This is a genomic window from Streptomyces sp. NPDC088246 (genome assembly GCF_044741025.1).
In the GTDB taxonomy this organism is placed as follows: domain Bacteria; phylum Actinomycetota; class Actinomycetes; order Streptomycetales; family Streptomycetaceae; genus Streptomyces.
Genome location: NZ_JBIURV010000005.1, coordinates 1 through 10,517, shown reverse-complemented (window position 1 = coordinate 10,517; position 10,517 = coordinate 1). Strand labels below are relative to the sequence as shown.

Genomic DNA, 10,517 nt, shown 5'->3' with positions numbered 1-10,517 from the left:
CCGCTAACCGGCGAACTGCCGATGGGTGGCCATACGCAAGCAGACCCGGGCTCGACATCGTCGCGACCGTCATCCGCCGGGACGGCCGCTGGGCCGCTTACACAGCGACGTCTACTTCGCCCGCGCCGCCTGTGCGAACTTCACCTACGACCACGGCTCCGCCGCCCCGGGGGTGAGCGGCGGCATCTACCAGTGATCTCCGGCCGCGCCAAATCGCGGATTCTGCGGATCCTCTCTCCCTGACAGCCCGAACACCGGGGCTCCTGTTCGCCACTCCCCTTTGAGGAAGACGCCGTGATCCCCCACCTGCAGAGCGCCAGCAACACCGCCGGGCCTGTTCGCGTACCTGTACGCCGGGCGAACGCGGTAAGCAGACGAGCACCCCGTCGCCGCGTGCTCCCCGCACCCGATAGCCCCGACCGCCGATGTGTGCCTTCTTCGATGATCAGCAGAAGAGCGCCGCGCGCCCCGCCCCCATCACTCGCCTGCGCTCACTCCCAGGACTCACCATGCCCGCACCGCGTACCAGCGCGCCCTCGACCACCACCAGGTCGGACGCGCTCCTCTATCTCCTCTTCTATCTCCTCTTCGGCCTGATCGGCATCGCGCTCGCCTTCGGTTCGCTGGCCTGGCTGACCGGCAACCTCAGCAACTCCCTCGTCGGAGCGGGGCCTTGGACCCCATACGCGGCCACCGACGCAGTGCTGCACCCCGAGGTGCTGTGGCCGCACCTGAGCCCCACCGCCCTGTTCGTCAGTGCGCGGATCATCCCCGGCCTGCTGACCGTGTGTCTCGCCGTCCTCGGCCTGGTGGTGTGGATGCGGCTGCGCGGCGGTGCAAGGAACGGTCTCGCGCGGAAGGCCGATCTCGCCCCGCTGCTGGACAAGGAGATCACCGCCAAGGCCAGGAGCCTGCGGCCGTCCCTGAGCGGCCGGGGGTGCAAAAGAGGTCGCTCCGGCTGACCGCGGCATCCTGCTCGGTGGCCTCTCCCCGGGGCGTGCCGATGTCCGTGCGTCCTGGGAGGACGTGATCGTCGCGATCATGGCCCCGCGCTCCGGCAAGACCTCCGGGCTAGCGATCCCCGCGATTCTCGCGGCTCCCGGTCCGGTGCTGCTGACGTCGAACAAGGCGGCGAACGATGCCTTCACCGCGACGGTCGACGCCCGTGCCGAGGTCGGCACGGTCTGGACCCTGGACCCGCAGCAGATCGCCCACCATCCGCGCGAGATGTGGTGGGACATCCTGGCCGACGCCCGCGACCTGGCCGGGGCGAAGCGTCTTGCCGGGCACTTCGTCGCCGCCAGCGTGGACGAGTCGAACGGCTCCGACTTCTGGTCCACCGCCGCGTCCAACACGCTCGGCGCACTGTTCCTCGCCGCCGCCGGCCACCGGCGGCCGATCACCGATGTCCTGGCCTGGCTCGCCTCCCCCGCCGACCGGACCCCGGTCGACCTCCTCACCGACGCCGGCCACGACGCGGTCGCCGCCCAACTCCAGGGCACCGTCTCCGGCGCCACCGAGACCCGCGACGGCATTTACGAGACGGCGCGGCAGTACGCGAGCTGCCTGCTCGACCCGGACGTCGCCGCCTGGGTCACCCCCGCCAAGGACCTCCCCGAGTTCAAGCCCTTCGCCTTCGCCACCTCCCGCGACACGTTGTATCTCCTCAGCAAGGACGGTGGCGGCAGCGCGTCCGCGATCATCGCCGCGGCGGCCGACGCCGTGATGCGGGCGGCCGTCATCGTCGCCGAGCGCTCCGGCGGACGGCTCGACCCACCCGCCCTGTGCGTCCTCGACGAAGCCGCGAACGTCTGCAAAATCTCCGACCTCCCCGACCTCTACAGCCACTTGGGCAGCCGGGGTGTCATCCCGATGACGATCCTGCAGTCCTACCGGCAGGGCCAGCGGTGCTGGGGCGAGGCCGGCATGGACGCCCTCTGGTCCGCCGCCACCATCAAGATCATCGGATCGGGCATCGATGACGCCGACTTCGCCGACCGGCTCAGCCGGCAGGTCGGCGACCACGACGTGCAGACCACTTCGGTTTCCACCAGCGACGGCGGCAAGTCCACCTCTATCAGCATGCGCACCCAGCGGATCCTGCCGCCCGACGCGATCCGTGCCCTGCCCAAGGGCAAGGCGCTGCTCCTGGCGACGGGTATCCGGGTGGCGATGCTCGATCTGCGGCCTTGGTACAAGGAGCCGTCCGCGAAGGTGGTCGGCCGCGTGGCGACCCTCTGCAAGCACCTGGCAGGCATCACGGCCGCCTACGCCGTACTGACCTTCGTGTATGACGTTGCACAGGAGCAGGCCACCTCGCTCCGCGGATCACGTCCGCGCATCGCCGTCCCTCTTGCCGCCGGAGTCGGTCTGACCCTGCTGTTCTTCGCCGCTCCGCAGCCCGGGGAAGCCACCGACCTTCTCACCGACTTCGCCGACGACTGGCGTATAGCCGTCTACGGCGTCATCTGGTCCAGCTACCTCGGTACGGCCCTCGTCAGTGCCACTCGACTGTGCTGGCGATGGGGTCGCCTTCCGGGATCCGGCCTCCTGGGGCGCGGACTTCGAATCACCGGCATGGGGACGGCGCTGGGGATCCTCTACGCGGGGCACCGCGTCCTGGCCTTGACGCTTCGTTACTTCGGCTTGACGTCGCTATCTCCTCGGACTGATGAAAACGTCAGCAGCGCCCTCTTGTTCGGGGCTTTGGTCTTCATCCTCGCCGGAAGTACCTTGCCGGTCGTCCGTCGGCTCCACCAATGGGGCCGCGCCCATCTCGCTCTCACCCGGCTCTACCCCCTCTGGCTTGAGCTCACTTCCGCTGTCCCTTCAGTTCGTCTCGATCCACCGCGCAGCAGACGAGCGGATGCTCTTCTTTTCCGCCACACACGCGGTCGTCTGTATCGACGGGGGATAGAAATCCGAGACGCGATTCTGGATCTCGGGGACCATGCCTCCCCGACGCTACGGTCCGAGGCCGCAAGATACGTCGTGGAGAAGGGCCTCATAGGCGCCCAGGCCGAGATATATGCCGAGGCGTGCTGGATCGCCAGAGCGAAGAAGGCGCGGGAAAACGGAGACGCCCGCGTGGGTGAGCACACAGCCCCGGCCAGTGGCGGCAAGGACCTTCACAGCGAAGTCGAAGCTTTGAGGCACCTGGCAACAGCCTACGAATCAGCACTTGTTCGAGAATTCTCCTCCGCCCGGAGTTCAGGATGAAAATCACTTCAACTCGCCTGGCCCGCATAGTCACCGACGCCCTTGCGCCGGCTTACCTCGTGATAGCCATCCTGCTGATCATCGGCTGGCACAGCACGCGAAGCCCCGAAGGGCTGGCTTGGGGGCTCCTTGCCGCATTGTTCTGCGGCGGAATTCCCTTCGCCATCATCCTGTTCGGCGTGAAACGCGGGTCCTGGACGGACAAGCACGTCAAGGTCCGCTCCCAGCGTGCCGTCCCACTCTCGGCGACCATGGTCTCCGTGCTCGTCGGCATCCTGATCCAGGTCGTCTTCGACGCTCCCCGTGAGCTCTTCGCTCTGGTCATCGCCATGCTCGTCGGCCTGGCGGCCACCATGGTGGTCACCGTCTGGTGGAAGGTGTCGGTGCACACCGCCGTCGCCGGTGGAGTGGCCACGATCCTGGCACTCGCCTTCGGTCCGCCCATGGCCGGCCTCGCTGTTGTCGTCGCCGCCATCGGCTGGTCCCGCGTCCAGCTCCGGGACCACACCATCGCGCAGACCATCGTCGGTGCTCTGCTGGGCGGAACTGCCGCTGCCGTGACGTTCGGGCTCCTCAGGTAGTGCGCTTTCGGTGAGCGGCCCAGCTCATACAACTCGACAAGTACGAGGTGCGGCATCACGCCGCTGGCACAGGCCCGATTCGCCGCCGCGCTGACGCCGGCGGTGCGTCGGCGAGTGCCCTGGTCAGAGGATTCCCTTCCACGTCCACGGCCGCGGACCGGATCGACCGCGCAGACAGTCGATCCGGTACTGCGCTTGGCTGATCCATTCTTCGTTGCCGGCTGCATGCTGGGCCGCGTACGTCGCCATCCGCAGCTCTCGGGCGCGCGCGAGGATGGGATAGCCCTCCCACGCCGTGACGTCGTGCCCGTAAGCCGCACAGAACTGGTCGTACTCGCGCATGGTGACCGCGCCCGTGGTCTTCGCGCGCACTGCGGTGGATACGAGATCCCACTCCGGAGGCCCCACGGAGAAGCGCTCCAGGTCCATCATCAGGACCCCGTCGGCCGTGCGGACGAAGTTGCCGGGCCAGGCGTCGCCGTGCACGGCCCGGTCGGGGAGGCCGGCCGGCCGCTCGGTCCAGGCCGCTTCGAGGTCGCGGTGGAGTCCGTGCAGCCACTCTCTGTCGTCGTCGCGGATCGTGGTGGCCGCTTGCAGCCGTTCTCCGACCCGGACGAACGGATCGAGATACCCCAGCTCAATGTCTGGCATGGGCAAGGAGTGGAGCCGCGCCAGGAGTTGGGCGACTTCTTGAACGGAGCCGTGCTCCTGCGATGGAAGTTCCACCCAGAAGGTCACTGGCCTACCGCCCACCTCGACCGGCTGCTCCACGTCGACCAGGCGAACAGCCGCGACGTTCTCCTGAGCGAGCCAACGTGCGACGCGCACCTCACGGGCCGCCGCAGCGCTCTGACCCGCCCGCGATATCCGTACGATCACCCGCCTGCCCGGTAGCCGCCATATCTGGTTCTCGGCCAGACGTAGGGGTTCTGCCCCGGCGGAGTCCAGTCCGACCGCGGAACATGCCTGCTCCAGGACGTGACGCGCAGGCGCGGCTGCCGCAGAAGTCATGCGGAAACCGTAGCGGCGATCCGCTCGCGCAGCCCCGAAACCTCTTGGACCGTCCGATGCTTCGAGGCGAAACGGCCGAGCTGTCGTAGGTCGTCGGCGGCGCGCCGGGAGGTGAGCCGGCCTACCTCGTCCAGGGCCTCGTGGCCGAGTGCCGCCGCCTGGCGGGGGTCGCCTTTGGCCATGATCAGGGAGGCCAGTTTGGTGCGCGAGATCGCACGGGACCGCTTGTAGGCGTCGGTGTGTCCCTTCACCGCTGTGCCGAATCGGCGGGCTGCCCTGCCCGGGTCCTGTCCAGCAAGGATGGCGAGATCAAACAGGGCATGCGCTGTGTCCCCGTTGTGCTGCGCCTCGTCGTAGTAGGCCATCCACGGTGAGTCGTCGGCAGGCCGGGCCCGGGTGAACGCTTCATCCGCGGCGCCGACGGCTGCCATGGTGTCGCGCACGTTACCCATTTTCCCGAAAGCCCTGGCCCGTGCCGTGTGAAGCATCGCCTGTTCCGTCGCGGACAACCGGTCGGCGCGCACGAGCCCCTTCTCGGCGTAGGTGAGGCCGTCGTCGGGGGCTCCGATCCATACGGCCTGCCGTGCGAGGAACGAGTACGTCTTGGCTCGTAGATGCCAATCGCCAGCCTCCTCGGCGCAGTCTGCTGCGAACCGGAACGTCTGGGTGGCTTCATCGTGGTGGTAGGCATCAAACGCAGAGGCGCCCACCACGATGCCGAGTCGCGATACGGAGGCGAACAGTTCGGTTCGCAGGTGCTCGGGGTACTGGGCCTGCAGCAGGCCAGCCGACCACTGCATCGCTCGACTGGCCACGTCACGCACCATGCCACCGCCGCCGAGCTCGTTGTCCATGCCGCTGATAGCGGTGGCTGCGGCCAAGACCTGGTCAATGTGGCCGGGGTTGACGTTTGCCGGGAGAGACAGCTCGGCGGGGGCGAAAACCTCGGTGAAGTCGAGGGGGGCGATGGCGGCGAGGCCACCGATCTGGAGGAACGAGCGTCGAATCACGGGCTCATGGCTCCCAGGGCGAAGAGTTGGATCGTCTCTGCCCAGGATGCGGCTTGTCGGAGCCTGAACGGGCCGCTGCCCCCTGCCCGTTGAAGTTTTATCGGCATCAGCCCGCTTTTTGTCGGCATCGCGGTTGCCGAAGACCATCGGCCACGCGCGGTCGAACAGTCCGCCTGTGCGGAGGACGTCATCGAGCCGTTGAGTCACGTCGCGACGGCAGCTTGGGTACTTACCCTTCTCGATCGACAAGATCATGTCGTCGCTGACCTGCACCAACCGTCCCAGCTCCTTGGCCGACAGCCCTTGCTCCAGGCGCAGCCTGCGCAGCTCGTTCCCGAACCACTCCTGGGCGGAGGCACCCGGATCGAGCTGCTTCATTGGCTGCGGCATGTTCTGTCCCCGAAGTCGTTGATGCCGAACTCTTCATCTGTCGGCATCAGGCTCTGCACGCTCTCGGTGCGCTCTGCCTAAATGGTTGCTGATCGGTTCCATTCCAGTACACACCGCAACCCACCCCTGCTGAAGGGGTTCTGGCAGAACGGAGGAAGCAGCGATGGAACTACTCGTCGACACCCGTGATCGGGAGGCTTCTGTTCGAGCCACGTCCAGAAGCGTGGGCGGCCAACTCGACATGAGTTTCGAAGTTCGGGCCGAAGATCTGGTAACCGTCAGGGACATCGTCGCGGCGCACCTTTGCTGGTGGCGCATCGACAACGGCACCGCGCACCGCATGCTGACCGTGGTCAACGAACTGATCACCAACGTCTTGCAGCACACGGCGGCGGACGCCGACGGACGCCGGATGGCCAGCCTGCTCCTCCAGAAGGTGCCGGACGGTGTCACCGCCATCGTCCGCGACCAGGACCCTTGCCCGCCTGTATACGCGTCTCCGGACACTCTGGCCGAAGAGGGGCGCGGTCTGATGCTGCTGCGCGCCTTGGCCGACGACACGTCCGTATCCGTGTCCCCAGCGGGCAAGGACGTGTGGGTCTTCATAGGGCCCCCGGAAGCCCCCAAGCACTTCTAACCCCCACGGCCGGCGCTTGGCCCTCCCCCAGGAGTTCCGATGTCCCTCACCGCTCTGGTTCCGGAGAACGACGTGGTTCCTCCGCCGGCCGACGAGCCCAGCACTGCGCGGTGGACACCTCCACTCGACGCAGAGGGCTTGAGGTCCGTCCTGGAGCGGATCAAGGACTGGAAGCCGCTCGATGTCGAGGAAGTCTTTGACGACCTCGACATGGCAATCGGCAATCAGCCGCCGCCGGTCACGACGACCGGCGCCTTGGTCGACCGCCTCCGCGGCCACTTGAAGCAGCTCAGCGACATCGCCGTCGCGGACGAGCAGTTTCCGCCCACCCGGGTGATGGTCCAGCTCGTTGAACGAGGTCTCCCCTTGAGGGGCGAGCGAACGCCGGCCGCACACCAGCAGGCTGTCGGCCTTGCTCGTCGCCTGGCCTTCGTGACCTCCGGCCTGGTCGAAGAGCTGATCGAAGCCCGCTACATCACGGAGGCGGAGTGATGCACAACCCCAGCGCTGTCAGACACCCGCCCGTGACCGCCACGGCGGCAGCCCTTCCGCGAGACGCGTACGACTTCGACTATTACGAGCGACGAATCTCCGACACCTGGCTCTTGGAGAAGAGCGTCGCTGTGCGCACCCTGCGTATGCCCTTCCTCGCGGTCCCCGTCGGGGGCACGCGGCGAGGCGGGTACTACCCGGTGTCGTGCTTCTGCTTCGGGCTCAAGGTCCGTGACCTCCTTCTTGAGCAGCCCGGCTTCCCCAACCCCCGCTTGCGGTTGCCGTCCTGTCCGGACACCGGCCCCGTTGTCGAGTGGGGCGAGAAGCCACCGATGCTCTGCGGCGACCGCAGCATCACCACCCTTGGCCGCTTCTACGGCTACAGCGAAGCAGCCATCGCCGACTTCATGCCGCGGCACCACACGACTCCCTCTTCGGCAATCTCCGTTCCGTGCTCCCCCACGGCACCGTAACTCGCCGAAGAGGGCCCAATTTCCCACCCGAGAGGACGAGCACCATGTGTGCGCACAACCCGCCGTGCCCCACGGCTGAGGCGGCCTCGCGCCCCGTCACGCACCGCCCTGAGCAGGGCTGGAGCTTGCTGTGCAACGGGGTGCTTCTCTTTGACACTGGCGAACTCCTCTCCGACGGCCGTGTGGTCGCCCCGCACCGGTCCATCGACAGCGCGAGGGCAGCAGCGTGAAGCGGACCAGCGCAGCGCCGAGGCTCGTCCCGTACATCACCTCGCGAGAGGGCGAGTACGGCGGGCTGGAGTCGGAACTCACGCTGAGCATGAACGCCTTCGGCTCCGTGCGTCTCGCCTACCACGACGAGACACCGGCCGACCGTGGCCCGCGCGGTGAGCTGTGGGCGCGGTGCTCCCAGTCGCTCAACGCTGCTGGGATGCCTACGGGCAAGCCGCAGTGGCGCTTGGTCAACCCCGCCCGGCAGCTGGCGGCTATGCAGCAGCTTCGGTGCCAGATCGGCTTCTGCTCGGCCGAGACCGACCGGGGGTACGTCTTCCTGGCCGGAACGGAGGAAGACCCGGCTCACCGCCCCGATGAGCCGGTGAGGACGGCCCAGCCTCTGGTGTGCCTGAAGCATGTGCGGACCGCGATCGAACTGTGCCCGCACCTCCGGAAGGGGCACGTCGCCTTCGTCGCGCGGGCGACATCGGTCTGGGGCGTCATCGGCTCCCGGTACCGCCTCACAGCAACCGGACTCGAGCCGCTTCCTACCAAGGACAACGATGCGCCCGTGGCGTACGGGCACCCCCAGTTGGGCTGGTTCCCGGCGAGCCAACTCGTACGCGAACTGCGGGACTACGAGGTCGTCAATCTGGACAATCTTGTGCCCGCCGCATAGACGGCCGCCAGGCGGTCCTGAGAGGTACGGACGGGATTGCCGGGCAGCTCACCACCGGCGCTGGAACCCTCGCGCGCCGTCCGGCACGACACCGCCGCCCCTTGGGCGGTCCGACGAGAACGGAGAGCGTTCGCCGATAGCCTCCCGGCCCTCCGGCACGCGGTGCCGGCCTACCTCCCCCCAGCACGTACGACCGAAGGAAGTCCATGACGAACACGACCGTCGATCCCGACGAGGCGACCCGCCTGCGGAACAAGGTGGTGGACGAGCTGCGCGCGGACGGCAACATCTCCTCCCCGGAGATCGAAGCGGCCATGCGCAAGGTGCCCCGGCACGAGTTCACCCCCAACACTCCGCTGGACAAGGCGTACGACACGTACGCCGCCGTGATCACCAAGACGGATGAGCACGGCGTGCAGCTCAGCTCCGTCTCCGCCCCTCAGATCCAGGCCATGATGCTGGAGCAGGCCCAGGTGAAACCCGGGATGCGAGTGCTGGAGATCGGTTCGGGCGGGCTGAACGCTGCCTACCTCGCCGAACTCGTCGGCCAGGACGGTGAAGTCGTCACCGTGGACATCGACCCCGTCGTCACCGGACGCGCGCGCCGTCTCCTGGACGAGCACGGTTACGGCCGCGTCCACGTCGTCACCGCCGACGCGGCCGAGCCCATCCCTGGCCTCGGTGAGGTCGATGTCGTGATGGTGACCGCCGGGGCCTGGGACATCTCTCCGGCGTGGACCGCGCAGCTCAGGCAGGGCGGCCGGCTCGTGGTGCCGTTGCGGATGCGGGGCTTGACCCGGTCGGTCGCCTTCACCCAGGTCACAGGCGAGCATGGCAGCTACCTGGAGAGCGAGTCGGCGCGAATCTGCGGCTTCGTACCGATGCAGGGCTCGACCGCCCACCGGGAAGAACTCCTCCTGGTCAACGGCACCCCGGAGATCGGGCTCAAGTTCGATGACGGCCTGCCAGCCGACCCGCACCGGCTGGACAACGCCGTCACGACACCGCGCCACGAACTGTGGACCGGCGTCACCGTTCGTATCCAAGAACTCATCGACACCCTCCAGATGGCCATGGCGATCAGCCTGCCGGGTTTCTGCACGATGGCCGTCGATGACGACCTGGACACGGGTCTGGTCGCTCCCGTGAACAAGCGGTTCGCCCTCGCTGCCGTCGAGGACGACACCTTCGCCTATCTCGTCACCCGCCGCACCGAGGACAGCAAACACATCGAGTACGGCGTGCACGCCCTCGGTCCGAACGCGAAGCAGCTCGCCGACAAGATCGCCGACGTGCTGCGCGACTGGGAGGCCAACCGGCGCGGCGGCCCCAGCCCGGTCATCCGGGTCTATCCGGCAGGCACCCCCGATGGCCAGATCCCGGCCGACCGGGTCATCGACAAGGTGCACAGCCGGATCTCGCTCTCCTGGCCCTCGGCGTAACGCCGGGATCCAGGTAGTCCCGCACCATCCCGAACAAGAGAAAGGCACACCATGACGAGCGCCACTCTGGCCCCGCCCGCCCCGCTGGCGGGCCTGGACGACGACGACTTCGCGCCCCTGGACGTGAAGGTCATCATCGCCGAGCACGCGTACGGCAAGCTCATGTGCTCCACGGGCGACGGCTGTGGCAGCACCTGCGCGACCGGCGCCTCCGCCTGCGGTTCCTTCACCGAGGACCCGGCCTGATCCAGGCCGTCCCTCGCCGGTGGGGCGGGGGGGCCCCCGGGGGCCCCCCCCCCCCCCCCCCCCCCCCCCCCCAAAACCCCCCCCCCCCCCCCCGCAAGCCGCAATGAGAAGACCACAAAAAGGA

General features: G+C 67.9%; 11 protein-coding genes and 1 pseudogene. 10 read left to right on the top strand and 2 right to left on the bottom strand.

Translation table 11 applies throughout. The annotated features are described in order from the left end of the window. Positions 1–25 precede the first annotated feature (25 nt). From ACIPEK_RS09305 to ACIPEK_RS09295, 3 genes and pseudogenes are all read left to right on the top strand, one after another. On the top strand, positions 26–196 hold the full coding sequence (locus tag ACIPEK_RS09305; RefSeq protein WP_401992783.1) for a hypothetical protein: 171 nt from the start codon (positions 26–28) through the stop codon (positions 194–196). Between the two features lie 313 nt (positions 197–509). Next, positions 510–3,219 (top strand): annotated as a pseudogene (locus ACIPEK_RS09300) (MAB_1171c family putative transporter). After that, positions 3,216–3,800, top strand: coding sequence for a hypothetical protein (locus ACIPEK_RS09295; RefSeq protein WP_401992780.1), 585 nt, complete (start codon positions 3,216–3,218; stop codon positions 3,798–3,800). Before ACIPEK_RS09300 ends, ACIPEK_RS09295 begins: the two are co-directional and overlap by 4 nt. Positions 3,801–3,923: 123 nt before the next feature. On the opposite strand, the gene ACIPEK_RS09290 is transcribed toward ACIPEK_RS09295, so the two are convergent. Further along, the gene (locus ACIPEK_RS09290; RefSeq protein ID WP_401992777.1) at positions 3,924–4,811 is read right to left on the bottom strand and encodes a phosphotransferase family protein; all 888 of its coding nucleotides are present in this window, start codon (positions 4,809–4,811) and stop codon (positions 3,924–3,926) included. Beyond that, positions 4,808–6,199, bottom strand: coding sequence for a helix-turn-helix domain-containing protein (locus ACIPEK_RS09285; protein ID WP_401992774.1), 1,392 nt, complete (start codon positions 6,197–6,199; stop codon positions 4,808–4,810). The genes ACIPEK_RS09290 and ACIPEK_RS09285 overlap by 4 nt, the downstream gene beginning before the upstream one ends. 253 nt (positions 6,200–6,452) lie before the next feature. On the opposite strand from ACIPEK_RS09285, the gene ACIPEK_RS09280 reads away from it, so the two are divergent. The 7 genes from ACIPEK_RS09280 (at position 6,453) to ACIPEK_RS09250 (ending at position 10,393) form a co-directional block, all read left to right on the top strand. After that, positions 6,453–6,848: an ATP-binding protein gene (locus ACIPEK_RS09280; protein WP_401992771.1), complete on the top strand. Its 396-nt coding sequence runs from the start codon at positions 6,453–6,455 to the stop codon at positions 6,846–6,848. Between the two features lie 39 nt (positions 6,849–6,887). Further along, positions 6,888–7,340, top strand: coding sequence for a DUF6415 family natural product biosynthesis protein (locus ACIPEK_RS09275; RefSeq protein ID WP_401992768.1), 453 nt, complete (start codon positions 6,888–6,890; stop codon positions 7,338–7,340). A gap of 32 nt (positions 7,341–7,372) precedes the next feature. Further along, on the top strand, positions 7,373–7,813 hold the full coding sequence (locus ACIPEK_RS09270; RefSeq protein WP_401992765.1) for a DUF6302 family protein: 441 nt from the start codon (positions 7,373–7,375) through the stop codon (positions 7,811–7,813). Positions 7,814–7,857: 44 nt separating this feature from the next. Then, on the top strand, positions 7,858–8,043 hold the full coding sequence (locus tag ACIPEK_RS09265) for a DUF5999 family protein (RefSeq protein WP_401992762.1): 186 nt from the start codon (positions 7,858–7,860) through the stop codon (positions 8,041–8,043). After that, on the top strand, positions 8,040–8,705 hold the full coding sequence (locus tag ACIPEK_RS09260) for a hypothetical protein (RefSeq protein ID WP_401992759.1): 666 nt from the start codon (positions 8,040–8,042) through the stop codon (positions 8,703–8,705). Before ACIPEK_RS09265 ends, ACIPEK_RS09260 begins: the two co-directional genes overlap by 4 nt. Positions 8,706–8,911: 206 nt before the next feature. Then, a complete protein-coding gene (gene fxlM, locus ACIPEK_RS09255) occupies positions 8,912–10,147 on the top strand; it encodes a methyltransferase, FxLD system (protein WP_401992756.1) in 1,236 nt (411 codons plus the stop codon). 51 nt (positions 10,148–10,198) lie between these two features. Then, positions 10,199–10,393 (top strand): FxLD family lanthipeptide, encoded by a 195-nt coding sequence (locus ACIPEK_RS09250; RefSeq protein WP_266412424.1) that lies wholly within the window; start codon positions 10,199–10,201, stop codon positions 10,391–10,393. The last annotated feature ends 124 nt before the right edge of the window (positions 10,394–10,517 follow it).

Excerpts from the sequence above, each read along its gene's own strand:
- ACIPEK_RS09280 (WP_401992771.1), top strand. The coding sequence starts at position 6,453 with ATGAGTTTCGAAGTTCGGGCCGAAGATCTGGTAACCGTCAGGGACATC.
- ACIPEK_RS09285 (WP_401992774.1), bottom strand. The coding sequence starts at position 6,199 with ATGAAGCAGCTCGATCCGGGTGCCTCCGCCCAGGAGTGGTTCGGGAAC.
- ACIPEK_RS09295 (WP_401992780.1), top strand. The coding sequence starts at position 3,216 with ATGAAAATCACTTCAACTCGCCTGGCCCGCATAGTCACCGACGCCCTT.
- ACIPEK_RS09290 (WP_401992777.1), bottom strand. The coding sequence starts at position 4,811 with ATGACTTCTGCGGCAGCCGCGCCTGCGCGTCACGTCCTGGAGCAGGCA.
- ACIPEK_RS09250 (WP_266412424.1), top strand. The coding sequence starts at position 10,199 with ATGACGAGCGCCACTCTGGCCCCGCCCGCCCCGCTGGCGGGCCTGGAC.
- ACIPEK_RS09275 (WP_401992768.1), top strand. The coding sequence starts at position 6,888 with ATGTCCCTCACCGCTCTGGTTCCGGAGAACGACGTGGTTCCTCCGCCG.
- ACIPEK_RS09265 (WP_401992762.1), top strand. The coding sequence starts at position 7,858 with ATGTGTGCGCACAACCCGCCGTGCCCCACGGCTGAGGCGGCCTCGCGC.
- fxlM (WP_401992756.1), top strand. The coding sequence starts at position 8,912 with ATGACGAACACGACCGTCGATCCCGACGAGGCGACCCGCCTGCGGAAC.